Origin of the sequence: Paenibacillus glycinis (genome assembly GCF_009909185.1) — a bacterium.
GTDB lineage: Bacteria > Bacillota > Bacilli > Paenibacillales > Paenibacillaceae > Paenibacillus_Z > Paenibacillus_Z glycinis.
The window spans coordinates 65,338-90,710 of record NZ_JAAAMV010000033.1 but is presented as its reverse complement, the minus strand read 5'-3'; the positions used below and the strand labels follow the sequence as shown (position 1 = coordinate 90,710).

Below are 25,373 nucleotides of genomic sequence, written 5' to 3'. Positions count from 1 at the left end.
ACGGAAAACGAGCAAGGCCCGTCCGCGGGTTTACAGCGACTATCATTTGCGTGTAGAATAAAGGCAACAATCATTCATACCGCGTTACTGGAGGAGCCTGTCACTGACGGGCTCTTTTTGTCTTTTTTTGGGAAAACCAAAGAATAAGGCAGCCGTAACCGACAAGGAGGGCGCTATGGAACAGCAAGCCGTTTGGGCCATCGGAATCTTTCTGGCCGCTTACGCACTTATCGTGTCGGAGAAAATCCATCGGACGATCGTGGCGATGATCGGCGGGCTTCTCGTCATCGCGCTCGGCATCGTGGATCAAGAGACGGCGCTGCGGCACATCGATTTCAACACGCTGGGCCTCTTGATCGGCATGATGATCATCGTCTCGGTCACCGCCGATACGGGCGTGTTCGCGTTCGCGGCGGCATGGACCGCGAAGCGGGCGAAGGGCGAGCCCGTCCGTATCCTGGTCGCGCTCGCGCTGATCACGGCGGTCGCCTCGGCTTTCCTGGACAACGTGACGACGATTCTGCTCATGGTTCCCGTCACCTTCAGCATCGCGAGGCGGCTCGGCCTCTCGCCGATTCCGTTCCTGATCACGCAAGTCATCGCCTCCAACGTCGGGGGCACGGCTACCCTGATCGGGGACCCGCCCAACATCATGATCGGCAGCGCGGTGAGGGAGCTGACGTTCGGGGCGTTCATCGTCAACCTGGCCCCGATCGCGGCGATCGTCATGGCGGCTTACGTGCCGCTCTTCGTCCTGCTCTACCGCAAGGGGCTCCGGACGACGCCGGAGAGGCAGAGAAGTCTTATGGAGCTGGACCCGTTCGGGCTGATCACCGACGTCCGGCTGCTGGTCAAGAGCCTAAGCGTCATGGGACTGACGGTCCTGGCCTTCTTCCTGCACCAGGCGCTGCATCTGGAATCCGCGGCCGTCGCGCTCGCGGGCGCGTTCGTCCTGCTGCTGCTGGCGGGCGAGCATCGCATGGAAGAGGCGTTCAAGAAAGTGGAGTGGCCGACGATCTTTTTCTTCGCCGGGTTGTTCGTGCTCGTGTCGGGGCTGGTCGAGACCGGAGTCATGGCCGAGCTTGCCGCCAAGGCGATCGACCTCACGGGCGGCAACGTCGCGGCGGCTTCCATGCTGATTCTGTGGCTCAGCGCGATCGCCTCCGCGTTCGTGGACAATATTCCGTTCGTGGCGACGATGATTCCGCTTATTCAGGAGATGGGGGCGCGCGGCGTCGATAATATGGAGCCGCTGTGGTGGAGTCTCGCGCTCGGCGCCTGCTTGGGCGGCAACGGCACCCTGATCGGGGCGAGCGCCAATCTGGTCGCGGCCGGCCTGGCCGCGAAGGAAGGCCATCCGATCCGTTTCGTCGCTTACATGAAGGTGGCGTTCCCGCTCATGCTCCTGTCGGTCGCGCTGGCCAGCGGGTATGTCTACGTACGTTACCTCCTTTGAAGCCGTTCTCGCTTATTTGGAAAAAAATGAAACTTTGCAGTGCTTTCGGTGTCGAATAGTCGAGGGGAAAGCGGACCCGATCTTCAACGAACTGACGTACGCCGGAAAGCAGATCCGCTTCACGTACGATAACGCCCCGATGCGTACGGCGACGACTTGCGCAGGCCGAGCTCGGCGGGCGCCGGCGCCGACAATTACGTGCTGACGGGCTGCGACGGCGATGCCGGCCAATATTTCCGATTCCGGGTCGTTCCGGAGAAATAAGATTGAACCGGAAGCCGCCGCCATGTAAGATGAAGCACATACCGCAGCAAGAGGAAAGGCGCAACTCATGTGGACATATACCCTGCATTTAGTACGTGATTTATCCCCCGGCGTGAAACGGTTCATCGCGACGGAAAGCTTGTTCGGCATCGCGGCGGGCATCTTCGGCCTTATCCTGAACCTGCATCTCTTGGACCTCGGCTTCTCCAAAGGCGACATCGGCCGAATTGCCTCGCTGGGCGCGCTCACCACGGGATTGACGAGCCTCCCGGCAGGCTTCGTCGTCAAGCGGGTCGGACGCAAGCCGATGCTCGTAACCGGCATGCTGATGGCGTTCCTGTCGCTGGCGCTGTTCGGCTTCGCCACGACTTTGGCCGCGGTCACCGCGGCGCAGCTGATCTGGTCGCTCGGCATCGCGGCGGTCGTCAACTCCGAGATCCAGCTCATCTTCCAATACTGCCGGACCAAGAAGGAAGAGACGAGCGCCTATTCGCTGCTCTTCGCCATGTTCACGCTCTTTACCGGCGTCGGGACGTGGCTCGGCGGCTATCTGCCGGATTGGCTGCCGGGGCATACCACGATTTATCAATACGCCTTCTTCATTGCAGGCGGCTGCCTGGCGCTGGCCGGCATTTTGCGAGGACTGCTGCTGCCTTCCACGCACGCAAAGGCGGAGAACGCGGCGGAGCGCGGGGGCGCGAAGTCCGGCGAACCTGCGGCCAAGCCGAAGCGGAGGCACGCGATGGGCTTTCTGCTGCTGCTGTCGCTGTTGATCTTCAGCTCCGGCTTCGCGTTCGGGCTGCTCAGCCCGTTTCTGAATGTGATCCTGAAATTCAGGTTCGAGATGGGAGACGGCGGCATATCCGGTCTGCTCGCGCTGTCCGGGTTCTTCTTCTTCGTCGGCTCGATGGCGATGCCGTACATCGTGGATCGGTGGGGCAGCCGCAGGACGTTCGCGTTCCTGTTTCTCTATAACGCGCTCGTCGTGGCGCTGATGGCGGTCGCGATGCCGGCCTCGGTGTTCGCCGTGCTGCTGCTGCTGCGCGGAACGGGCTTCACGATGCTGAACAATTTGACGGACAGCGAATGCATGTCGGCGGTGGCCGAGGACGACCGCAACCTGTTCGCGGGCATGCGGACGGTCTCGCGGAGCATCGGCAATACGATCGCCTCGTATTGGGCCGGGTACGTCTTGGCGGGCAGTCATTATTCGCTGCCCTTCCTGCTGACGGCCGCCGCCGTGCTGGCCGGGTATGCCGTGTATGCGTGGTTCGTGCAGGGCAAGCTGGATCGCAGGCTGCAAGCGCAAACCTGACACGGCCGCGAATTTCCAATTCGCAAGGAGAGTGATCGCCATGGACCGCAAGGTTCCGCAGAAAATCACGCGCAGGGCTTTCCTCGGCACGACCGCGAAGATCGCGATCGGCGCCGCCGCCATCCTGGCCGGGAGCGCCGGCTTGTTCTATTACGGTGCCGTCACGCACCGGAAGGTCGGCAGCCCGCCGCCGCCGGGCAACATCGTGAAGCTCGGCGAAGTCGCGGATCTGAAGCTGCTGCAGGGCGTCGCGAAAATCGACTACGAAGCGGAATACGTCGACGCGTGGTATACGAAGCCGGTGTCGGGATTCGTGTACGTCGCGATCGGCGGGGCGGGCGAGCTGCTGATCATGTCGCCCGCCTGCTCGCATCTGGGCTGCACGATCGTGCCCGCGACGGAAGCGCAGCGGGCGGACCGCCCGGAGACGTATTTCCGGTGTCCCTGCCACGGCGCGGAGTTCGACGGCACGGGAGGCGCGACCTTCGTCGTCACGCGAGGCTGGATACGTTCGAACCGATCATCGCGGGCGGCAGCGTCTATTTCGACCTCATGAAGCCGATTCCGGGAACGGAAGCATGACCGCCGCCGGCGTTGATCGGCGTCACGCGCAACCGCGCGGCTAAAGCCGAGCCGCGCGAAGCAGGAAAGCAGGCCCTGTCCGGGAATATTCGGGCAGGGTTTTTCTTGTCGCGTCCCGGAGGTGTATAATGGCAGTATTAGGAACGGGAAAGCTCAGCGCAATCGGACTTGGCAAAACGAACGACAAGGGAGCGTGTTTGGCATGAACAGCAAGCAGCGATTTTCCGACCGGGTGGACACCTACGTGAAGTACCGCCCGAGCTATCCGAAGGAGGCCATCGATCATCTGTACGATGCCATCGGGTTTAACACCGCTTCGGTGATCGCGGACATCGGCGCGGGGACGGGCATTTTCTCGCGGCTTCTCCTGGAACGGGGGAGCCGCGTCATCGCGGTGGAGCCCAATAACGAGATGCGGTCGGCCGCGATGGAAACGCTGGCGCAGGAGCCGCAGTTTCTGGCGGTGTGCGGCTCGGCCGAGGAGACGACGCTGACGGATCGTTCCGTCGATTACATCGTGTGCGCGCAGTCGTTCCATTGGTTCGACCGGACGGCGGCGCGGGCGGAGTTCGGCCGCATCCTGAAGCCGGAGGGGAAGGCGGCGCTGATCTGGAATTCGCGCATGACCCGGGGCACGCCGTTCAGGGAAGGCTACGATCTGCTGCTGAAACGGTACGCCACCGATTACGAGCAGATGACGCACAAGAACATTTCGTCCGCCGAGCTGGCGTCCTTCTTCAAGGAAGGGACGATGCGGGAAGCGCGGTTCACGATGAGCCAGGCGTTCGACTACGAGGGGCTGAAGGGCCGGCTGCTGTCCTCTTCCTACAGTCCGATGCCGGGTCACCCCAACCACGAGCCGATGATCGCGGCGCTGCGGCAGCTGTTCGACGAGACGAGCGAGGACGGCAAAATCGCGTTCGACTACGAGACGGAAGTGTACTGGGGCGAGGTGTAAGTTCAGCCCGCGAGGTCTCGGCGAACGGCGGAGGCCGAGCCATCCGTGCCGGCAGCAGCCGGGGCAAGCAATTGCCCGCGGCTGCTGTTTGGTTTGCGGCGCGAACCGCCCGGCAGGCGTTATCGCCGGCTGCGGCAGAGCAGGGACGCGCGGTCAACCTCCCGCGCGGATCGGGCAAACCGCGCGCGGAGCAAGGCAAAGCGGCCGCCAAGCGTTATCGCAGTCGCCCGGCTACGCGATGGACCAAGACTTCAGCCCGTCCTGCCGCCCGGCAGGATCACCGAGCCGTCCTCGGAAGCGGATGCTCGGCAGGGCACAATCATTCTCTCGAGAGGGGGCGGCCGTTCATGCCGCAAATTTGGTTCGACCCGGGCGCCCTCGCGGTCAGCTGCGGGCCGGTTACCGTGACGCTGCTCGCCAAGGAGTACGCGCTGCTCAAGTTTCTGTACGACCGCCGCGGACAGGTTTTCGCGCGCGCCCAGCTGCTGGATCATGTCTGGCCGTCGCAATATCCGGACGAGCGGACGGTGGACGACCACGTGTACCGCATTCGGCGGAAGCTCGTCCGGCTGCCGCAGCTCGCCGTCGTGACGGTTCGCGGCTACGGCTACAGCCTGCGCATGACGGGGGGAGCCGAGATGCGGAACCCGTCCGTGCAGGACGAAGAGACGCGGACCTCCGTTCAAGGCTTGTTCCGCAAATACCATCTCTTCGGACAGGGGCGTTCGATTCTGACGCTGGCCGCGCAGCAGGATGCCCTCGGCATCGAAGTGGATGCCTTCTACGCCGTGTACATGCGCTTTATCCAGGGCGATTTAGCCTGGCTGCTGGATACCGGCGAAGCGCCGCCCGCGGACAGAGTGTATTGGGTGCTGCTGCTCTATGCGTACGCGGCGGGGCCGCAGGCCGGCTTGGCGATGTTCGAGCGGGCGCTGGCATTGGATGTGGTGACGCCGGAGCAGAAGCGCGAGCTGTATATCTTGAATATCATCGATCTGTATGCCGATTCCGGTCAATTCGAACGGGCGGAGGAACGGCTGTCCATCGCCCGCGAAGTCGTGGATCGGGACGGCCTGACGGGATTCCCGGTGCCCGTCGCGACCGCGGAGTTCTACGTCCGCGTCGCCAAGGGCGATCTGGCCGCGGCGGAACGCAGCATGGGCGAGCTGGAGGAGATGCTGCGGGATGCCCCGTACTTGCGGGAGATCGGCCGGTACCATCTGGTACGGGCGATGTTCCTGCTCCGGTCCGGGAAGCCGAAGGAAGCGTCGCAGGCCGTCGATGCCGGACTGCAGGTCGTCCGGCAGTCGCAGAACGTGCCGCTCCTGCTCGTCTCGCTTAAGCAGCTGCGGCTTTGCTTGGACCGAGTTCGTTCCGTCGGGCGGGATGCCGGGAGGGGAGCGCTCGAGCGGAAGCTGGACGAGCTGGAGGACGAGCTGGAGCGGGAGCATGGCTTCAATCGGCGATTGGCGGACATGGAAGCGATGCTCGACCGGTATTTGAGTTGACCTTCCGCCCGTCGTTGCATGTCCGCGTTCCTCGCCTCCGTTATACGGATTGTCCGGTCTTCTTATAATCTCGTGGGGTCTCCCTCTGACAATCCTCTGACAAAGCTCGCTTATCCTGAAGCTATCATGCGCATAAGCGGAGTCAGAGGGGGAAGGCAGTATGGAACAAACAACGGGCGCGGCAGGGAGCCTATGGGCAAACCGCGCATTCACGCGCATGTTCGCCGCTTACGCGGGGGCGGCGATGGGCGAATGGTTCGACGCCATCGCGATTCAAGTGCTGATCGTGTACCGCTGGGGAGCGGGACCTATGACGCTGGCCTGGATTCCGGTCGTCATGGCGCTGCCGGGGCTGCTGCTCGGCACGCTCGCGGGCGTCGCGGCCGACCGTCTGCCGCGGATCAAGCTGATGCTGCTGTGCGATTTGCTCACGGCCGCCATCACCGCGGCGCTTCTCGCCGCGCCGAACGTCTACGCGCTCATGCCGCTGCTTGCGCTGCGCGCGGGGGCGGCCGCGTTCATCTCGCCGGCCCAGCAGGCCATTACGCGGCAGATCGTGCCGACCGACCGGCTGCTTCAGGCGACGACCTATAACGGCATGGTGCAGCAGGGCGCCAAGATCGCCGGACCGCTCGCCGGCGCGCTCGTTTTGGCGGCCTTGTCGCCGAGCGCCTGCATTCTCGTGCACGCGGCGTCCAGGCTGCTCTCGGCGGGGCTGCTCTGGACGGTCCGCTCGGCCGAAGCGCCGGTCCCGTTCCAGCCGGCAGCGGGAGCGGCGGCAACGCGCCCGTCGGGGGCGATCGAGGCAGCGGCGACGCGCCCGTCGGAGGCGATCGAGGCCATGCAATCGCCGGCGGAGAGGGCGCGCCCGTCGGCCGCCGAGGAATGGCGCGCAGGCATGCGGTTCATCATGCGCGCCAAGCCCGTGCGGCATACGCTGCTCTTCGGCTTCGTCGGGCTGACCGCCATTCTCATGGTGGACTACCAATTCTCCACGCTCCTGCGGGAGCTCGCGCCCGGCGAGCCCTCCCTGCTCGGCTGGCTCGTGGCGGCAATCGGAGCCGGGTCGGTCGCGGTCATGCTGCTGCTGAACAAGCGGAGCCGGCTGTCGTACGGCTGGGGCTTGGGCGGCGGCTACGTATGGCTCGGGGCGGCGATCGCGGGGCTTGGCATGCTGCGTCCGGGCGCGCCGATCGGCTGGGTGCTCGCGCTCGGACTTCTGCTCGGCGTCGGGAACGGGGTGTTCATCACGACGAAAATCTACCTGCTGCAGCGGGAGATGCCGCCCGCGATGATCGGCCGGGTATTCGGCGTCGAGCAGACGCTGACGAGCCTTGTCATGCTCGGCGCCCCGCTTGCCGGCGGATGGATGATCGAAAAGGCGGGCGCGGGTCCGGTATTCACGGGCTTCGGCTGGGCGACGGCGGCTATCGGCCTGCTCGGCCTGCTCTTCGCGCGGGCGCTGTGGGGAAGAAGGCCGGCGGCCGGGGATGAGCGGAGAACGGCATCACATACCATGTGAGATTAAGAGGAAGGGGCGGCGGCTCCTTCCTTTTCGCGCGGGGCTTTAAGCCGGATTGTTTCTTTCAGACGCGAATATTTTATTCCATAGACTAATAACAATGGGGTAAGACGTTCTCGTGTAAAGGAAGTGTGGCCATGGGGAGATATAGATGGATAAAATGGCGGAAATTCCTCCTCTGGCTGCTCGTGATCGGTCTACTGGTCTGGTACGTGGCGACCGGCGGACCGACGGTACTGGCGGTTGCGCTGAGCATTATCAGCCTGCTGCTGCAGCTGCTCTTTGCCATGATGTTCATGATCGTGCAGTTCGTCGCGCTATTCTGGTTTCTGGCGAGGGGGCGAACGTATTGGGTCCTGCCCGGCGAGACGGGCGCGACCTGGGACGATTACCGGGGCAACCCCGAGATCGTGGACAACGCGAAGCGGATCGTGCTGCTGCTCGGCGGAGTCAAGGACTTTAAGGAAATGGGCGGCGAGGCGATCCGGGGGTTCCTGCTCTGCGGTCCGCCGGGAACCGGGAAATCCTATCTGGCGCAGGTCATCGCCAACGAAGCGAAGGTGCCGTTCGCGTACGCATCCGCCCCGAGCTTCCAAAACATGTTCTTCGGCGTCGGCAACATGAAGGTCATGCGGCTGTACAAGAAGGCCCGCAATCTGGCGAAGGTGTACGGCGCCTGCATTATTTTCATCGACGAGATCGACGCGATCGGGATGAAACGGCAGGGCGGCGGCGGGGGCATGATGGGGATGATGGGCATGGGGGGCGGCTCCGGCCTGCTCAACGAGCTGCTGCTGCAGATGGATCCGCCGAACCTCGACAACGGCAAGATCGCGAAGCTGCTTCGTTCGCTCGGCCTGCGGCGCAAGAAGGCGGAGCGTCCGGCGGTGCTGACCATCGCGGCGACGAACCTGCCCGACGTGCTGGACTCGGCGCTGCTGCGTCCCGGCCGGTTCGACCGGCAGCTGTGGGTCGATACGCCCGACTATGACGGCCGGATCGATATTTTCCACTATTACCTCAAGAAAGTGAAACGCGACGAAACGTTGACGCCGGAGAAAGCCGCGCTCGATACGATCGGCTACAGCCCGGCGCAGATCAAGCATATCGTCAACGAATCCGTCATCATCGCGCACCAACGCGGCGCGCAGCTGGCCAGCTACCTGGATTTTCGCGTCGCGATGGAGACGTATGAATGGGGGCTCAAGCAGCCGCTGCGTTCCATGAGCGAAGACGAGAAACGCAACGTCGCCTATCACGAGGCGGGGCATGCGGTCGCCCAGTATCTGCTCAAGCCGCACGAGCGCGTGTGGAAGGTGACGATCATCCGGCGCGGCAGCGCGCTCGGCCTGGCCGCGACGAAGCCGACGCACGAACGGTACAACCGGAGCGACAGCGAGATGTTGGCCGGGATCCAGGTCTGCCTGGCCGCCCGCGCGGTCGAGGAGGAGTTTCTCGGCAAGAAGCTGAACGGGGTGACCTCCGATCTGCAGCAGGCGACCTCGATGGCGGGCGCGTACCTCGGCATGGTCGGGATGGGCGACGAGCTGTTCAGCTTCCTCGCGACGGGCTCGCACGCGGAGGCGCTGAAGACGCTCCGGCCGAAAATCAACGAGCTGCTGAAGGATCAGATGCAGCAGGTCAAGAAGCTCGTGAAGGACCATGCCGAATTCGTGCACGTGATCGCCGGGGAGCTGCTCAAGCAAGGGGATCTGACGGGCGAGGAGATCGAGGGCATCTATCTCTCCCTGTACGGCCGTACCCGGCCGGAGCCGCCGAAGGTGACGACGCTGCCCGCGAAGCAAGAAGCGCCCGACGAAGCGAAGCGGACGCAGCAGGCGCCGGAGCAGGAGGAGCCGGAACCTGAACCGTCCGAGGAGGATGCGATCGGGGACGAAGATCCGGAGGGCGGGAAGTAACGGGACTAAGCGCGCTGCGCGCGAAGCCGCAAGCCGCGAATCGGATAGGAGGAATCATGCCGGCCGCCGATCGCGAATGGAATATCGCAAGCGCAAGAAACCCGCCGAAACGGCGGGTTTCTTGCGCTTCGGCCGACACGCGGCACGGTCGATGCCTAAGTCGAACGGGATGGCCGCTTTCGCTGCCGCGCACGGCGCTTCGGACGCAAACCGCGCATCGACGGCGAAAAACCTCCGAACGCGGCCGGCGGCCGGACGCGGCGAAGGTTTTTCCTGATGCACGCAAGGCACGCATCCCGTGGAATGCAAGGCTCACGTCTCGTGCAAAATATCGCCCGTTCGCGACAGGTCGTAGCCGGCGATGGCCTCAAGCTCGCCCTTGAACGCCTCGGAGCGGACGATGCGCAGCAGGTCGGGGATCCACGCCGCCGACGCGGCGTTCTTCATCACGACAAGATCGTATTGCTCCCGGATAAGCGGGATGAAATCGATGCCGCCGACGAGCGAGGCGGCCTTCTCGCTTCCGACGCCGACGTCGGCGTGACCGGAAGCGACTTGGGCGGCGACGCCGAGATGGTTGGTCTGCTCCCGGTCGTAGCCGAGCAGACCGCCGGTCGCGATGCCATGCAGCCGGAGCTGCTCGTCCAGCAGCACGCGCGCGCCGGAGCCGCGCTCGCGATTGGCGAACCGCAGCCCTGGCCGGCCGAGGTCGGCCCAGCCCAGCAGTTCCGACGGATTGCCGCGTCGGACGTAGAGTCCGGCATTGCGGGACAGCAGGTTGACGACCATGTACGACGCGCCGACGAGCAGTCTTTGGACGTAGGGGAGATTGTACGCGCCGGTCTCGCCGTCGAGCAGATGCGTGCTGACGATGTCGGCTTCGCCCCTGTACATCGCGATCAGACTGTCCATGCTGCCGACATGCGCGCGGAGCGGACGCATGCCGGGCAGCTGCTTCTCCATGTGTTTCGCCAGAATATCCAGGCTGACGTCCTGCCCCGTAATGACGATGGGCCGCGGGCCGTTTACCGGCGCGGCGGCCTGGATGGCGGCCGGCTGCTCCGCGAACGAAGGGGCCGGCCGTTCCGAAGCGGAGAGGCTCTTGGCCCGCTGCTTGTACGCCTCGAGATCGTCGGCGTCGATGCGCATCTGTTTGCCGACGCGGTAAGAGGCGAGCTCGCCTTTCTTGATGAGGTCGTAGACGGTCAGCTTGGAGATTTTGAGCAGCTTGGCGATTTCTTCGGTCGTATAGGAAATGTCGCTGGACATGGCGAGGTCCTCCTGCGGTTAAGATGGGGTACGGGATATCGGCTGAGGTCATTGTACCATAGGATATACGGCCATGCGGAGGTTTGGGCAAGCGCGCAAGGTATCGCTCGGGCGACGGTTCATGATAAAATGTGGAAAAACGAACCGAAGGTGGACTGGCGTGCGATGACCGACTATTCCAACATCATGGGGATTCCGGTTCCCAAGCTGACCATGCCGGAGACCGTGGCCCGGATTCAAGGCGTCCTCGCGGAGAGGAAACGCAAGCTGTTTCACGTCGTGACGCTCAATCCGGAAATCGCGATGTCCTGCCAGCAGGACGCGGAGCTTCGCGGCATCGTCGACGGAGCCGATCTGCTCACGGCGGACGGCATCGGCATCGTGCTGGTGTCCCGCATGCGGCGCAATCCGCTGCCCGAGCGGGTGACGGGCTGCGATCTGCTGTTCGAACTGCTGGAAGCCGGCAACCGCAGCGGATGGTCGTTCTATCTGCTGGGCGCGGACGAAGCGACGAACCGGCGCGCGGCCGACTTGATCCGGCAGCGTTACCCCGGCGTATCCGTGGTCGGCAGGCAGCACGGCTACTTCGATCCGTCGGAGGACGAGCGGGTCGCGGCGGATATTGCCGCGAAGCGGCCCGACGTGCTCGTCGTCGCCCTGGGCGCTCCGAAGGCGGAGCGCTGGATCCATGCGCGCAAGGACCGGCTGCAGGCGCGCGTCGCCGTCGGCGTCGGGGGGAGCCTCGACATCGTGGCCGGCACGGTCAAGCGCGCGCCGGCGGTATGGCAGCGGCTCCACGCGGAGTGGCTGTTCCGGCTGCTCAATCAGCCGTCGCGATGGCGCCGGCAGTTGATTTTGCCGCGGTTCGCGCTCAAGGCGATCTTGTATAAGGAGCGCGCGCCGGCGCGGCAATCCTGAAGCAACCGTCGTATCGCGACAGATGCGACTTCAAACGCGCGAAGCCGAAAAGGGCGGCAGCGGGAGCAGATCTTCTGCTTCGCTGCCGCCCTTTTCGAGGCTGCGGGAATGCTGCGATTTCGCGTTAATCCGTTATGCGCACGTACACCCGGTCGCCGTGCTTTTCCACCGCCACCGGCGACTCGAAGAACGCGCTGAGCCCATCGGTCGTGAGCACGTCCTCCGTTCGCCCGCTGCGCACGATCTCGCCGCCGCGGATGAGCAGCGCATGCGTGAACGCCGGCAATATCTCCTCCGTGTGATGGGTGACGTAGATCAGCGTCGGCGCGTCCGCGCGCTCGGTCAAATCCTTGATGCTGGCGAGCAGCCGCTCCCGGGAGAAGAGATCGAGGCCGTTGCACGGCTCGTCCAGGATCAGGATGCGCGGCTTCGCCATGAGCGCCCGGGCGATGAGCAGCTTCTGCTTCTCGCCCTGCGAGCAGGTGCGGAATTCGCGGTCCCACAGATGGGAGCAGCCGAGCGTCTCCATCAGCGAGCGGGCGAGATCGAGATCTTCCTCCGAGACGCGGTCGTACAAGCCGATCGTCGCGTGCTTGCCGCTGATGACGATGTTCTGCGTCCGGTCGGTGGCGTACAGCTTCTCCTGCAGCGACGTGCTGACCCAGCCGATTTCTTTGCGAAGCTGGCGCAGGTCCACCTCGCCGTAACGGTGGCCGAGCACGCTGACGGAGCCTTCGGACGGCCAGAAATAACCGTTGACCAGATTCAGCAGCGTCGTCTTGCCGGAGCCGTTCAGCCCGAGCAAAGCCCAGTGCTCGCCCGGCGCGACCTGCCAGCTGACGTCCTTCAGCAGCGTCAGCTGCTCCCGCCGCCAAGTGACATGTTGGATATCGATAATCATGGGATTGCGGAAAACTCCTTTCGTGATGCCTTGCGTGCTGACGGCGTAGAACCATGGTTCCTATTGTACGCCCGTCGGCGCGCGTCGGCAATCGTTCATGCCGTCTCCGAGCTTCGCATCAGCCTGGACTCGCGCGGCAGCAGGAAGGCGCAGACGCCGAGCAGCGGCAGGAAGGAGCAGAGCCCGATGACGAATTCGGCGCTCGTCGTGTCCATCAGCCAGCCGAGCAGCACGGAGCCGAGGCCCGCCATGCCGAAGGCCAGCCCGAAGAACAAGCCGGAAACCGTTCCGACGTGCCGCGGCAGCAATTCCTGCGCGTAGACGATGATGACGGAAAAGCCGGACATGAGAATCAAGCCGATCGCGCAGCAGAGCAGCATGGCGACCGCCGGGCTCGCGTAAGGCAGCAGCAGCGAGAACGGCGCCGTGCCGGCGATGGAGATCCAGATCATCGTTTTGCGGCCGAAGCGGTCGGCGAGCGGCCCGCCGAGCAGCGTCCCGACCATGCCGGCAAACTGCAGCGCGAACAGGCAAATTTGCGCGCGGGACAAGGGCAGATGGTAATGATCCATGAAATAGAACGAATAGAAGCCCGTCATGCCGGCGATATAGACGAACTTGGAGAACAGCAGGGCGATCAGCAGCGCCATCGTGCCGACGATGAACCGTTTGGCATGCGGCGCCGGATCGCGCTTGTCCGAAGCGGAGACGGCTGCCGTCTTCGCCGGCTCGGCGGCCAGACGTTCCGCGTACCGGCGGCTGACGACGAGCTGCACCGCGATGCCGACGACGGCCGCGGTCGTGAACCAGAGGAAGCCGAGCTGCCCGAGCGGCATCAGCACGAAGGCGACGAGCAGCGGCGCCAGCGCCCGGCCGGTGTTGCCGCCGACCTGGAAGACCGACTGCGCCATGCCGCGCCCGCGGCCGGCGGCCATCCGCGCGACGCGCGACGATTCCGGATGCAGCACGGACGAACCGACGCCGATGAACATGGCGGCCCCGAGCAGCATCCACAGCGAGTCCGCGCAGGCGAAGCCGAGACGCCGACGAGCGAGAAGACCATGCCGAGCGGCAGCAGATTCGGCATCGGCCTGCGGTCGGACAGGAAGCCGATGAATGGCTGCAGGAGGGAGGCGGTAATATTGAGCATGAACGCGACCCAGCCGATCTGGGCGAACGTCAGCTGCATCGAGGATTGGAACAGCGGGAAAGCGGAAGGCACGGCCGTCTGCATCGCGTCGTTGAGCAGATGGGCGAAGCTGACGCCCAGCAGCATCCAAACGGCGGGAATGCGCGTTGCCGTCATGGCGGCGGATTGAGTCATGGGTCATAACCCCTTTCGTGGTTTTGTAAATTGTAGCGGACGCGCGGCGCGGGGTCGTTAGCGAAAAGTGCTGCGAGCGGAGCAATTTTTGCTATAATGGGTGCAGGTGAAGACAGATGGAGATGAAAGCAAGGACGGAATGGATCGGGCTGTGGCAGGGGAGCGAGGATTTCAAGAACGTTTCGCACGCGCACGAGCAATGGATGCAGGTCACGCTGCCGGTCCAAGGCACCTGCCACTTTACGCAGGAAAACCGCGGCTACGCGCTGCAGCAGGGCAGCGGGCTGATACAGCCGCCGGGCACGAACCATCATTTTCATATCGGGGAGCGGGCGTCGGTTATCATTCTCAAGGTCCGCGAACGCGGAAACGGCGGCATGGAAGCCGTTCGGCCGCGCTTCGAGGCCGGCGCCCGCCACGATATCCGGCAATCGTTCGACGCCGGCGACGTGCTCGGCCGTTTCCGCCATTGGATGCTTGCGCTGATGCAAGGGCAGGCTTTGGCGGATCCGCTTGCCGCGCAGGAGGTCGAGAACGACGTCCTGGCCTATGTCGGCGGACTCGTCGGAGCGGGCTCGCAGGACGCGCCGCGGACCGCGCCGCCCAAGGGCTTGACCGATCCCCATCTCGAGCGGGCGCTGGCCTACATGCACGATTGCTACGAGCAGCCGCTGAGCATCGACGAACTGGCGGGCATCGCGCTGCAAAGCCGCTATCATTTCATCCGTTCCTTCCGCGAAGCGACCGGCAAGACGCCGTACTAATACTTGCTGAAGCTGCGCATGGAAGAGGCGATGAACCGGCTGCGCCGTTCGGAAGCGACCGTCGCCCGGATCGGCGAGGAGCTCGGCTTCTCCAGCTCGAGCCAATTTCACCGGGCGTTCCTGAAAATGACGGGCATGACGCCGCAGGCGTTTCGGATGCAATGACGCAGCGGGGATGCGAACGACGAACAACCCGGGATCGTGGAGATCCCGGGTTGTTCGCGTACAAGAGCCGGCCGATAACTCTCCGGCCGCTTGCCTTTCGGCCGAAAGCCCGATGGCCGATAGCGCTCCGGCTGCTAGCCGTCCGGCCGATAGCCCGCCGGCGAAGACTGCCGCGCTCGCGGAGAACAGCGTAACAGGCTCCGAACGACGGTCAGCTCCCGGGGGGATTCCCCCGGGAGCTGACGCGTTCGGCAGCATGCGGATTCATTACGGATTGGCGGGCAGTCCGTTCGCTTGGCGCACGAGCGCGAAATACTGATCGGCCCGGACGGCGGCGAAATCCTGGTCCAGCGATCCGTTCAGCGCGACGACGTCCGTCGGCGTCATGCTCCAGGCGAGCAGGCCGAGCGATACGAAGAGCGGGGACTTGCCGTCCCAGTTCGCCTTGGCTTCGTCCAGGATGCGTTTGCCGTCCTGCACCGTGCTGATGCCCTGGATCGTCGATACCGGCAGCTTGCCGCCTTCGATCGAGATGCCGTGGCGGTCTTCCCAGCTGAGGAACAAGCCCGGCGCATGATAGTCGTTCGCGTAAGCGGCGACCTTGGCCGCGCTGAGCGGCACGTTTTGGCCGTCGACGCGGTTCAGCACGTACGGAATCGTCATGCCGGTTTTCTTCAGGTACGAATAGGTTTGCTTCAGGTAAGGCGCGAAGCTGCTGTCCGGCCAAGCGTTCGGATAGAAGTAGCCGGCGCCGGAAGGACCGGCGATCAATTGGTCGTTCGGCGTCGCGGTGCGCAAGAAATGGTCGAGCATGGCCGGGGCGCCGTCGTACAAGAGCGGGCTGGACGTCCAGTTGGTCGGCACCTTGCCGCGGTTCGGATCGTCCCACAGCACGCGCAGGCGGTGTTCGTTGTATTGGAAGTTGTCGCCTTCGCTGAAGGTGTAGGTGACGTAGATTTTATTTTCCAGCTTCGGCGCTTTGGCCGGGGCCGGGAGCTTTGCTTTCATGGACGTGCCCGAGAACACGGTCATGTTGCTGAACCAGTCGGCGGCCAGCACGTATACGCCGTGCTGCGAGGTGATCTCGACCGAGTTGAACTCCCCTTGGACGTCGTTGCTGAACCAGCCCAGGTACGGCGTGCCCGGCTTGACGTCCGACAGGATGCGCTCGAACAGCGCGCGCTGCTCAGGCACGTTCGCGTCGAGCCAGAACACCATCGCTTTGTTGGCGACCGCGTAATCCCGCAGATAGCCGTATGGCTCCTTCTGCTCGGAGGACAGCGGCTGCTCGTTGCCGGCGGAAACCTTGTACTGGTTCCACATGTCGACGGAGGCGGTCAGCTGCTTCGTGCCGGCGGGCGCGGCGAACTTGTAGACGAAGTAACGGCCGTTGTCGGCGAAGCGGTGACCGCCGCTGCCCGTGGACACCTGCGAGCTTTGGGCGTCGTACAGGAACGGCTGCTCCTCCGGCGTGCCCGCCACGAAATGGGCGATCTCCTGGCCGTCCGCCTTGACGGTCACTTCGTGAACGGCGGAGCCCCAGCCGTCCTGCGTGAAGGCGTCGTCGAACCGCAGATAGACGGCGTCCTTCCCGAGGAACGGCGTCAGGTCCAGATCGTAGACCTTGCGGTTCTTGGCGTCGCGCTCCTGCGTCGTATCCGCGGCGAGCGTCTTGAAGGAAGCGGGGAAGCCGTCCGGGATGCGGATGGACGTATCCGGGCTCAGGCCGACCAGCATGCGGTGCGTCGTTTGCTGCCACAGATTCTCGTACTGCCAGGTATAGGCGTCGAGCCGATCCTTGAACTTGCCGCGCAGATCGTCCAGCACCTTCAGGTTATATGGCGCGGCGGCCAGCTTTTGCGCCAGCTCGGGGCTTGCCACGACGGCGTCCTTCAACCCGGCCAGCGTGGTGGCCACGTTGATGGAATCGGACAAGGCCGGATCGTAGACGATCACGCCTTTGATTTCGTTCTTGAACGTCTTGACGATGTCCCAGTAGTTGTCGCGGACCTTGTACGGCACGTCGAGGTCGTTCAACCACGTGAATTTGCCTTCTTCTTTGCTTTCCAGCACGTACATGCGGGGCTCTTTGCGATTCACGATCCCCTGCAGCGTGGTCAGCATGATCTTGTCGTCGCCCGGCGCGTCGTAGATATCCGCGACCTCGAGCGTTTTGACTTTGGTGAAGCTCGGCAGCGCCTGATTGGCCGGCCACGAGATGGAGCCGCCGCCGCCTTTGTCGGGCGATTGCGGCGCGGTCGTCGTTTCCGCCGAAGCGCCTATCGTAAAGGATAACGTGCATGCCAGTGCGAGTCCTGCGGTCGCAAGCTTTCGAATCATGAAATGGAACACCTCGTCCTCGTATGATTTGATCAAGCCGTCGTTCGCGTTTCCGATTTGCGCTTTCGTTTTGCGTTCAAACGCGTTAGCATTCGTGTTCGAATCGTTGCCCGGATTGCATGCGTCAACGCCCGCGAGGGTCGTTGCGTGAATTCACCTCCTGGATTTAGATCGGATACCTCACTATTTCGACGTAACAATACATGTTTAATATATTATATATAGTCTTACAATACTTTCGACAAAAGTTCTTACGATTTTCCTGCAAATCAGTCTGTCCGTTAGGCCATAGGGCGCGGATTTGCGCGGAAGAAAGGGCATCTGGGAGCAAGGAATCATGCTTGCATAGCCGCTGGCAAAAATATATTATATATACTAAATCTAATACCGAAAATTGGTGATGCAGAATGAGCACGGCTGACCGGATACCGCTTTACCAGAAAATCCAGGATTACATTCGCGACTTGATCGAATCGGAAGGCCTGAAGGAAGGCGACCGCATTCCGACGGAGAAAGAGCTGATGGGGAAATTCAACGTCAGCAAGATCACGGTCGTAAACGCGCTTTCAGGGCTCGCGAACGAGAAGTTCATAACTCGCGTGCCGGGGCGCGGCAGCTTCGTCAGCGGCAGGGGGAAGGATATTCCCGCCGAATCGCACGCGGGCTCTGCGGGAACCGGACTCGCGCTCGCCGAATTGGGCGAATCGGGAAGGCGGACCGGCGTGATCGGTCTCGTCATGCCTTCCATCTACGATTTCTTCGCGATCCGGCTCGTCGAGGGCATCCGCAGAACGCTGGAGGAGCGGGGCTGCCGCTGCATCATCCTGTTGTCGGGCGGCGAGCTGCAGAAAGAAATCGAGGCGATCACGACGTTCAAGGATATCGGGGTCGAGGGCATGCTGATCTTCCCGGTCGACGAAGAGCGGTACAACGAGGAGATCCTCGCCATGAAGTTCTCGGGGTTCCCGTTCGTGCTGATCGACCGGTTTCTGCCCGGCGTCGAGACGAGCTACATCGCCGCGGACGGCAGGATGGGCGCGGAAATCGCGGTCGATCATCTGTGGGAGCTCGGGCACAGGGAGATCGCCATCTGCTCCGATTCGCCGCTGCAGACCGTCACGGTGCAGGAACGGATCGAAGGCTACATGAACGCGCTCAAGAACAAGGGGGCGCTGATCAACCCCGCGCACATGATCACGGATTTTCGCATGGACGGCGAGGAACGGCCCGAGAGTCACCCGCTGTACCGCTATATCCGCAACCGGATGGCGACGGCGTATATCACGCTGAACGGCAGGCTCGGCGTGGAAATCTATCAGATGGCGCGCCAGGCCGGCCTGAGCGTGCCGGGCGATCTGTCCATCGTCAGCTTCGACGATCCGACGTCCATGGTGGAGGATTTCAGCATCTTCACGCACGTGAAGCAGTTCGAGCACGACATGGGCTGCCGCGCGGCGGAAATGCTGCTTCAGATCATCCAGCGCGGGCACGGCAAGGACGGCAAATACATGAAGACGCTCATCGAGCCCGAGCTCGTCGTGCGCCAGACGTCCGGACCTCCGCATTCGGCATAACGCCGCCGCATCGCGGCAACCGGCTTCCCGTTGAACGGGAAGCCGGTTTTTTTGCGCTGCCGGAAAGCCGCGGCTGCCGCTAATGGGGATCGTTCGCTTGAGATGTAAAAATTTTCATCCTAAAGATTATTAAAAATATATTGAATATATATAATATTTAATATATATTATTGGTGAGATGAAGGAAGGATATGGATGCCGCAGCTCGGCTGGCATCGGCGTAGCCGTTCTTTAACTTTCCGAAAGGGGAAATACTATGACTTCAACGCTATTATGGAAACGCATTTGGCGGCACAAATTGTTTTATTTGTTCATGCTGCCCGGTCTCGTCTGGTTTTTTCTTTTCTCCTACGTGCCGCTATACGGCATTCAAGTCGCGTTCCGGGATTTCCAATTTTCCGGCGGCTTCAGCGGCAGCCCCTGGGCGGGCCTGAAGTATTTCCATCAATTCTTCGACTACTATCAATCGAGCAGGCTGATTCGCAACACCATCCTCATCAGCGCCCTGAAGCTGCTCATCGGTTTCATGATGCCGATTATTCTGGCCGTCCTGCTCAACGAGGTCCGGAACGTCAAATTCAAGAAAACTGTGCAAACGCTTTCGTACCTGCCGTACTTCGTCTCCTGGGTCGTGGTCGTGACGCTGATGCAGCGGCTGCTCGCCCAATACGGGGGCCCGGTCAACAATCTTCTCGAGTCGATCGGCATGGTAAAAGACCCGATCCAATTCCTGAACAACACGAGCTGGTTCTATCAAATGATCCTGGGATCGGATATCTGGAAGAACATCGGATGGAACTCCATCATTTATATCGCCGCCATCGCCGGCATCGACCAACAGCAGTACGAAGCCGCGAAGATCGACGGCGCCGGCCGGTTCAAGCAGATCTGGCATGTCACGCTCCCCGGCATCCGCAATATCGCCGTTATCCTGTTCATCCTCGCGACGGGCAGCCTGATGAGCGCGGGCTACGAACAGCTGCTCCTGCTGAGCGGGCCGGCGACGGCTTCGATCGACAGCGTGCTCGACGTGCATGTCATCAACGCGGGCCTCAACGAGGGCAGGCTGAGCTACGCGGCCGCGGTAGGCTTGTTCCAAAGCGTCATCGCGCTCGTCTTGATCTTGACGGTCAACCGCGTTGCCCGGAAAGTCAGCGACGTGTCGCTTTTCTAACCGCCAGCTTATGCAAGCTTGGCCTTGATTACCAGGAAGGAGCGAACCAGCATGAAGAAAAGGCGTTTCTCGCCATTCGATATTTTGAATTACTTGATTCTGGCCCTGCTCGGGTTTTCGATGATTTATCCGTTCATTTACATCCTGGTGTACTCGTTTAACGACGGGAAGGATTCCATGTTAGGCGCGCTTTATTTCTACCCTCGCAAATTCACGTTCGATAACTACGCGCAGGTGTTCGACAATCCGAAGATTTGGCAGGCTTACAAGATCACGCTCTTTCGGACGGTGCTCGGCACGTTTCTCTCGGTTTTCCTCAGCACGCTGATGGCTTACGCGCTTTCGAAGAAATCGCTGCCCGGCCGGACGTTCTTCACCTTCTATATTTTTCTGCCGACCATCTTCAGCGCCGGCTTTATCCCGTACTTCATTACGCTGCAGAAGCTTCATCTCATTAATACGTTTTGGGTGTTCGTCATTCCGGCCTTGTTCAGCTTCCTGCATATCGTCATCATCCGGACGTTCCTGCAGGGCATACCGGAGGAGCTCGAGGAGTCGGCGCGGATCGACGGCTACGGCGATTTTCAGATCTTCGCCCGCATCATCCTGCCGTTATCGGGCCCGGTGCTCGCCACGATCTCGCTATTCGTGGGGGTCGCGCACTGGAATGACTGGTTTACCGGGGCGTACTACGTCTCGGACAAGAATCTCATTCCCGTCCAGACGCTGCTGCAGCAGATGCTGACGGAAGCGGAAGCGCTGTCGAATTCGATGCAGCAGGCATCCCAGAACGGCGGTCAGACGATCAACGCCAACGTGGCGGGATCGACGCCGGAATCGCTGCGCATGGCGTTGCTCGTCATCGCCGTCTTCCCGATCCTGTGCGTCTATCCGTTCCTGCAGCGCTTCTTCGTCAAAGGCACCATGATCGGCTCGGTCAAAGGCTGATTGTCACGTTCACGTTCGGATAAACGTTTCGCGAGAAACTTTATCATAGACCATTATTCGAATATTGGAGGGGTTCGTATGTGGAATAAGAGGAGAACTCTGGTGTCGTCGGCATTGGCCGTGACGCTGTTCGGCGGGCTGTTGGCAGGCTGCAGCGACAACGGAAACGGCGGCAATGGCGGCAACGCCGGCACGACCGGCAATGCCGGCAATGGCGGCAACAAGGGCAACGCGGAAGCGAACGGGGATAACGCCGCGAGCAGCAACAAACCCGTCACGGTCAAGATCCTGCACAACTGGAACGGTTCGTCCGCCGGCGACGTCGACATGACGCCGATCGCGGAAGCCATCAAAGAGAAAACCGGCGTGACGGTGCAGTTCGACTACACGAAAGGCAGCGAGGTCGAGAAGGTCAATACGATCTTCGCCACGCAGGACCTCCCCGACATCTATACCGGCCCGGCATGGGGCGGCGAGCTGGACGGCATCGTGAAGGCGGCGAAGGAAGACCAGCTGGTCGACCTGGCCCCGTACCTCGACAAATACCCGAACCTCGCCAAGGAAATCGACAAGGAGAACGTGCCGCCGGCCCTGTACGACAAAGCGATCGGCGCCTTCGGCGACAAAAAATATTTGCTCTACCAGAACCAGCCGGCAAGCGACAAGGACGCGCTCGATTGGCTCTACGGCTTCTACGTCCGCAAGGACATCGCGGCCAAAGTCGGCGTCGATCCGCAGTCGGTCCACACGAAGGACGACTTGTACAACTTCCTCAAGAAAATCAAGGACGCGGGCCTGCAGGAGAACGGTCTCCCGGTCATTCCGCTCGGCGGCTTCCACGCCGGCTGGGCCGTGGGCATCGGCAACATGATGTTCTATGGCTCCGACTACATCGACAAGGGCGACGGCACGCTGGAGCACACGTTCATGTCGAAGCAGTACGAGGAGTACACCCTCTACTACCGCAAGCTGATCTCCGAAGGGCTGCTTGATCAAGAAGCGTTCACGCAGACCGACCCGATCGCCAACGAGAAAATCAAGCAGGGCCGCATCGCCGTGCTCGCCGCGCATTATCCGGCTATCCTGGACGCGTCCAAGGATTACGTGAAAGCGCATCCAGGCAGCGACTACGTGCCCGTCGGACCGCTGGACCGCGCAGGAGCGGAAGCGGACCGTCCGGCCGATCTCGCCATCCAAGGAAATAACGTGACGGTCATTACGAAGAAGAACAAAAACGTGGACGCTTCGCTGAAGCTGCTCGACTTCCTGGCTTCCGACGAAGGCTTCAAGCTCGTCCACTACGGCATCGAAGGCGTTCACTACGATATGGTCGACGGCAAACCGGTCGCGAAGAAAGAAATGTTCGATAAGTTCAACGCCGACACGACGGGCAAAGCGAAGAAGAACGAAGGCTTCGGCATCGGCTTCGAATCGATGTCCGGCTTGGACCGCACCGTGACGCTCGGCGGCGACATCTGGGCCGACCAAGACCGCATCGCGGCCATGGACAACGCGCGGAAGATTCTCCGTCCGAACGGCATCAAGGTCATTTCCGCCTATGCGGCCGGCGACGTGCTGGCGAAATCGCCGCAGTACGAATCGCTCAAGCCGTCCATGGATCAGATTACCACGGTCTGGCAGCAAGCCATCTTCACCAAGTCCGATGCCGCGGCGCTGAAGGTCATCAACGAGCTGCGCGAGCAAATGAACAAAACGGGCTATGCCGACGCGATCAAGTACGTCAATGAGAACCTCAAAGGCAAGGAAGTCGTCACGCTGCAAATGCCGAACTAATCCAAATTCATCGATTTTCAATCACCGTGCCGGCGCAAGCCGGCCGGCTTTTTTTAAGGAGGCGGCAGACATGAGCCGTAAAGCGAAAACGAATCCCGAATGGACCGGGTTTCAGGAATCCCGTCCGTACGGAGCGAACTACGATCTGCGCACGGATTTCGTCATGGTGTACGGCGTCGGCAACGATTTGCCCGCGCGCATCGAAGGCTGGAAGAATGCCGGCTATACGATCCATCTGATGACGGGCGTATCCTGGGGCGAATATCAGGATTATTTGTATAGCCGGTTCGACGGCCGCGACCACTGGGACGAAGCGCAGACGATGCAGGACGGCAAGCATATGCTGCACGGCAAGGACGTTCCGTACATGGTGCCGACGATCTCGTTCGCGGAGTATCTGGCGACGTATATCAAGAAGGCGATCGACTACGGCGTCGAAGCGATCCATATGGAAGAGCCGGAGTTTTGGGCGCAGACGGGCTACGAGGAAGCGTTCAAGCGCGAATGGCTCAATTATTACGGGGAGGACTGGATTCCGCCGCATGCTTCTCCCGACGCGCAATACCGGGCCTCGAAGCTGAAGGCCGCTATGTATTACCGGGCGCTGGACCGGATCTGCAGCCAGATGAAGGAATACGCGCTCGTCACGCACGGCCGTACGGTCCGGTTCTACGTGCCGACGCACAGCCTGATCAATTATACGCAGTGGCGGATCGTCAGCCCGGAAGCGCTGCTCGTCTCGATGCCCGCGTGCGACGGCTTCATCGCGCAGATCTGGACGGGGACGGCGCGGACGCCGAACGTGTACAAAGGGGTTCGCCGCGAGCGCACCTTCGAGACGGCGTATCTCGAATACGGGATCATGCAGGAATTGACGCGCGGCACCGGGCGGGAGATGTGGTTCCTGCACGATCCGATCGAGGATAATCCGCGCTACACGTGGAGCGACTACCGGTTCAACTACCGGCAGACCGTCGTGGCGTCGCTGCTGCATCCCGGCGTAAGCCAATACGAAGTGTGCCCGTGGCCGCGCCGCGTGTTCGAAGGGAAATATCCGACCGAGGACGGCACGGGCAAGGAAGGCATTCCCGGCGCGTATGCCACGGTGCTGCTGACGGTCATGAGCGTGCTGCGGGACATGCATCGTCACGAGGAGCAGGCGGGCGGCGAGCTCTACACGCGGGGCATCGGCCTGTGCCTGGCCAATTCGGCGATGTACCAGCGCGGGGACGTGATCGGCGAGGACGACAGCCGCGAGGCGTTCAAATACGACGGCACCGATTCGGCGGACAAATTGACGGCGGAGCAGCGCGACCTGCTGGATTGGTCGGCTTTCTACGGCTTGGCGCTGCCGCTCGTGAAGAAAGGCGTTCCGCTGCGTCCGGTTCAGCTGGACAACATCCTGACGTTCCCGGGCTACTTGGAAGGCTACCGCGTCCTGCTGCTCAGCTACGAGTTCATGAAGCCGGAGCATCCCGGCATCCATCAGGCGCTCGGGCAATGGGTGCGGGAAGGCGGCGTGCTGATCTACGCCGGCGACGGCTCCGACCCATTCCACGAGGTGCGGGAATGGTGGAACCGCGGCGCAGGAAGCCGGACGTACGAACGGCCCGAAGAGCATCTGTTCGAAGCGATGGGCCTCGGACGCAACCCGGAGGAAGGCGAGCATGCGGTGGGAGACGGAGCGGTGATCTATATGAAGGTGAATCCGGCGGCGCTGTCGCAGTCGGGCAAGGGCGCGGAGCTCGTCACGGGCAGCGTGCGACGGGCGCTCGGCATGCGCGGCGAAGCGCGCGAGTACATCGAGAGCGGCAATTTGCGGATTCAGCGCGGACCGTACGTCATCGCGCAGGCGCTGGACGAGACGGATTCGGCGGAGGGCTTCGCGATACATGGCCGCTTCATCGATCTGTTCGAGGACGACCTGCCGATACGCGACCGCGTGGAGCTGCAGCCCGGAGAGAACTGCCTGCTCTATGACTTGAACTACGAGCCGGCGGCCGAGGGAAGCGCAAGCCGAAGCGCCGAGGAACCGGCGATCTTGATCAGCTCGTCGCGCATCCGCGACGAGCGACGCGAGGCGGGACGGTTTACGTTCGTGTCGGAATCCCCGGCGAACATGACCGTCAGCACGCGCATCCGGCTTGCCGATGCGCCGAAGCGGGTGACGGCGGACGGGGTAGAGGCCGAGTACCGGCATGACCGGGCTTCGGGGACGCTGCTCGTCCGCCATCCGGGCAGGCCGGCCGGCGCGGCGCTCGCGATCGACTACTGAGGGGGACGGCAGGACCCGCAAGCCTGCGTCGTCGTCGCAATGATTCGTCGGTTGCCGGAAAGCCGTTGACGCGCGGCGCGCGGCCGGTCTCGCAGGATCGCTAGGGCAGCTTCCGAGCCACGACGGCTCGGGGCTGCCTTTTTTTCGCCGACAGGCCGGCCGAGTCCATCGGCCGGCCTTTTCCGGCTGCCGCTTCGCCCCGCGTCCGGCGGCTTCGCCCCGCGTCCGGCTGCGGCTTCGCCCCGCGTCCCGGCCGCCGCTTCGCCCCGCGTCCGGCTGCGGCTTCGCCCCGCGTCCCGGCCGCGGCTTCGCCCCGCATCCCGGCGCAAACGGAAACCCAGTGGAATTGTGCACCTTTTCAGTGCCACAGTGCACCTGTTTAATGAAAGCGTTTGCTATACTG

The 25,373-nt window shown here is 62.5% G+C and carries 18 protein-coding genes and 1 pseudogene; 15 read left to right on the top strand and 4 right to left on the bottom strand.

Features of this window, described 5'->3' with window-relative positions:
• The first annotated feature begins 175 nt into the window (after positions 1-175).
• From GT019_RS29290 to GT019_RS29260, 7 genes are all read left to right on the top strand, one after another.
• A complete protein-coding gene (locus GT019_RS29290; protein WP_161747001.1) occupies positions 176-1,456 on the top strand; it encodes an ArsB/NhaD family transporter in 1,281 nt (426 codons plus the stop codon).
• Between the two features lie 331 nt (positions 1,457-1,787).
• Positions 1,788-3,035 carry an MFS transporter gene (locus GT019_RS29285; RefSeq protein WP_161747000.1) on the top strand — a complete coding sequence of 416 codons (1,248 nt, stop codon included), beginning with the start codon at positions 1,788-1,790 and terminating at the stop codon, positions 3,033-3,035.
• Positions 3,036-3,075: 40 nt separating this feature from the next.
• Positions 3,076-3,591 carry a QcrA and Rieske domain-containing protein gene (locus tag GT019_RS29280; RefSeq protein WP_161746999.1) on the top strand — a complete coding sequence of 172 codons (516 nt, stop codon included), beginning with the start codon at positions 3,076-3,078 and terminating at the stop codon, positions 3,589-3,591.
• A 228-nt stretch (positions 3,592-3,819) separates the two neighbouring features.
• Positions 3,820-4,575, top strand: coding sequence for a class I SAM-dependent methyltransferase (locus tag GT019_RS29275; protein ID WP_161746998.1), 756 nt, complete (start codon positions 3,820-3,822; stop codon positions 4,573-4,575).
• Between the two features lie 347 nt (positions 4,576-4,922).
• A complete protein-coding gene (locus GT019_RS29270; protein WP_161746997.1) occupies positions 4,923-6,083 on the top strand; it encodes a winged helix-turn-helix domain-containing protein in 1,161 nt (386 codons plus the stop codon).
• 160 nt (positions 6,084-6,243) lie between these two features.
• The gene (locus GT019_RS29265) at positions 6,244-7,605 is read left to right on the top strand and encodes an MFS transporter (protein WP_161746996.1); all 1,362 of its coding nucleotides are present in this window, start codon (positions 6,244-6,246) and stop codon (positions 7,603-7,605) included.
• Positions 7,606-7,742: 137 nt separating this feature from the next.
• Positions 7,743-9,524: an AAA family ATPase gene (locus GT019_RS29260; RefSeq protein WP_161746995.1), complete on the top strand. Its 1,782-nt coding sequence runs from the start codon at positions 7,743-7,745 to the stop codon at positions 9,522-9,524.
• A 312-nt stretch (positions 9,525-9,836) separates the two neighbouring features.
• Here the strand turns inward: GT019_RS29260 and GT019_RS29255 are convergent, their stop codons facing one another.
• Positions 9,837-10,793, bottom strand: coding sequence for a helix-turn-helix transcriptional regulator (locus GT019_RS29255; RefSeq protein ID WP_161746994.1), 957 nt, complete (start codon positions 10,791-10,793; stop codon positions 9,837-9,839).
• A 165-nt stretch (positions 10,794-10,958) separates the two neighbouring features.
• Between GT019_RS29255 and GT019_RS29250 the strand changes: the two genes are divergently transcribed.
• Positions 10,959-11,711, top strand: a complete 753-nt coding sequence (locus tag GT019_RS29250; protein WP_161746993.1) for a WecB/TagA/CpsF family glycosyltransferase — start codon at positions 10,959-10,961, stop codon at positions 11,709-11,711.
• Between the two features lie 124 nt (positions 11,712-11,835).
• Here GT019_RS29250 and GT019_RS29245 read toward each other — a convergent pair whose 3' ends face one another.
• A complete protein-coding gene (locus tag GT019_RS29245) occupies positions 11,836-12,612 on the bottom strand; it encodes an ABC transporter ATP-binding protein (protein WP_161746992.1) in 777 nt (258 codons plus the stop codon).
• A 95-nt stretch (positions 12,613-12,707) separates the two neighbouring features.
• Positions 12,708-13,936: pseudogene (locus tag GT019_RS29240) on the bottom strand (MFS transporter).
• Positions 13,937-14,052: 116 nt separating this feature from the next.
• Here GT019_RS29240 and GT019_RS29235 point away from each other — a divergent pair.
• Together GT019_RS29235 and GT019_RS29230 are read left to right on the top strand one after the other, a co-directional pair.
• A complete protein-coding gene (locus GT019_RS29235) occupies positions 14,053-14,700 on the top strand; it encodes an AraC-like ligand-binding domain-containing protein (RefSeq protein WP_161746991.1) in 648 nt (215 codons plus the stop codon).
• Positions 14,701-14,703: 3 nt separating this feature from the next.
• Positions 14,704-14,865 (top strand): helix-turn-helix domain-containing protein, encoded by a 162-nt coding sequence (locus GT019_RS29230; protein WP_161746990.1) that lies wholly within the window; start codon positions 14,704-14,706, stop codon positions 14,863-14,865.
• 267 nt (positions 14,866-15,132) lie between these two features.
• On the opposite strand, the gene GT019_RS29225 is transcribed toward GT019_RS29230, so the two are convergent.
• Positions 15,133-17,205 (bottom strand): GxGYxYP domain-containing protein, encoded by a 2,073-nt coding sequence (locus GT019_RS29225; protein WP_161746989.1) that lies wholly within the window; start codon positions 17,203-17,205, stop codon positions 15,133-15,135.
• 407 nt (positions 17,206-17,612) lie between these two features.
• Here GT019_RS29225 and GT019_RS29220 point away from each other — a divergent pair, with 407 nt between their 5' ends.
• From GT019_RS29220 to GT019_RS29200, 5 genes are all read left to right on the top strand, one after another.
• The gene (locus GT019_RS29220; protein WP_161746988.1) at positions 17,613-18,779 is read left to right on the top strand and encodes a GntR family transcriptional regulator; all 1,167 of its coding nucleotides are present in this window, start codon (positions 17,613-17,615) and stop codon (positions 18,777-18,779) included.
• A gap of 256 nt (positions 18,780-19,035) precedes the next feature.
• Positions 19,036-19,953, top strand: coding sequence for an ABC transporter permease (locus GT019_RS29215; protein ID WP_161746987.1), 918 nt, complete (start codon positions 19,036-19,038; stop codon positions 19,951-19,953).
• Between the two features lie 51 nt (positions 19,954-20,004).
• Positions 20,005-20,901 carry a carbohydrate ABC transporter permease gene (locus GT019_RS29210; protein WP_161746986.1) on the top strand — a complete coding sequence of 299 codons (897 nt, stop codon included), beginning with the start codon at positions 20,005-20,007 and terminating at the stop codon, positions 20,899-20,901.
• Positions 20,902-21,003: 102 nt separating this feature from the next.
• On the top strand, positions 21,004-22,695 hold the full coding sequence (locus GT019_RS29205) for a type 2 periplasmic-binding domain-containing protein (protein ID WP_328804059.1): 1,692 nt from the start codon (positions 21,004-21,006) through the stop codon (positions 22,693-22,695).
• 70 nt (positions 22,696-22,765) lie between these two features.
• Positions 22,766-24,970, top strand: a complete 2,205-nt coding sequence (locus tag GT019_RS29200; protein ID WP_161746984.1) for a hypothetical protein — start codon at positions 22,766-22,768, stop codon at positions 24,968-24,970.
• Positions 24,971-25,373: the final 403 nt, after the last annotated feature.

Excerpts from the sequence above, each read along its gene's own strand:
- GT019_RS29290 (WP_161747001.1), top strand. The coding sequence starts at position 176 with ATGGAACAGCAAGCCGTTTGGGCCATCGGAATCTTTCTGGCCGCTTAC.
- GT019_RS29285 (WP_161747000.1), top strand. The coding sequence starts at position 1,788 with ATGTGGACATATACCCTGCATTTAGTACGTGATTTATCCCCCGGCGTG.
- GT019_RS29280 (WP_161746999.1), top strand. The coding sequence starts at position 3,076 with ATGGACCGCAAGGTTCCGCAGAAAATCACGCGCAGGGCTTTCCTCGGC.
- GT019_RS29275 (WP_161746998.1), top strand. The coding sequence starts at position 3,820 with ATGAACAGCAAGCAGCGATTTTCCGACCGGGTGGACACCTACGTGAAG.
- GT019_RS29270 (WP_161746997.1), top strand. The coding sequence starts at position 4,923 with ATGCCGCAAATTTGGTTCGACCCGGGCGCCCTCGCGGTCAGCTGCGGG.
- GT019_RS29265 (WP_161746996.1), top strand. The coding sequence starts at position 6,244 with ATGGAACAAACAACGGGCGCGGCAGGGAGCCTATGGGCAAACCGCGCA.
- GT019_RS29260 (WP_161746995.1), top strand. The coding sequence starts at position 7,743 with ATGGGGAGATATAGATGGATAAAATGGCGGAAATTCCTCCTCTGGCTG.
- GT019_RS29255 (WP_161746994.1), bottom strand. The coding sequence starts at position 10,793 with ATGTCCAGCGACATTTCCTATACGACCGAAGAAATCGCCAAGCTGCTC.
- GT019_RS29250 (WP_161746993.1), top strand. The coding sequence starts at position 10,959 with ATGACCGACTATTCCAACATCATGGGGATTCCGGTTCCCAAGCTGACC.
- GT019_RS29245 (WP_161746992.1), bottom strand. The coding sequence starts at position 12,612 with ATGATTATCGATATCCAACATGTCACTTGGCGGCGGGAGCAGCTGACG.
- GT019_RS29235 (WP_161746991.1), top strand. The coding sequence starts at position 14,053 with ATGGAGATGAAAGCAAGGACGGAATGGATCGGGCTGTGGCAGGGGAGC.
- GT019_RS29225 (WP_161746989.1), bottom strand. The coding sequence starts at position 17,205 with ATGATTCGAAAGCTTGCGACCGCAGGACTCGCACTGGCATGCACGTTA.
- GT019_RS29220 (WP_161746988.1), top strand. The coding sequence starts at position 17,613 with ATGAGCACGGCTGACCGGATACCGCTTTACCAGAAAATCCAGGATTAC.
- GT019_RS29215 (WP_161746987.1), top strand. The coding sequence starts at position 19,036 with ATGACTTCAACGCTATTATGGAAACGCATTTGGCGGCACAAATTGTTT.
- GT019_RS29210 (WP_161746986.1), top strand. The coding sequence starts at position 20,005 with ATGAAGAAAAGGCGTTTCTCGCCATTCGATATTTTGAATTACTTGATT.
- GT019_RS29200 (WP_161746984.1), top strand. The coding sequence starts at position 22,766 with ATGAGCCGTAAAGCGAAAACGAATCCCGAATGGACCGGGTTTCAGGAA.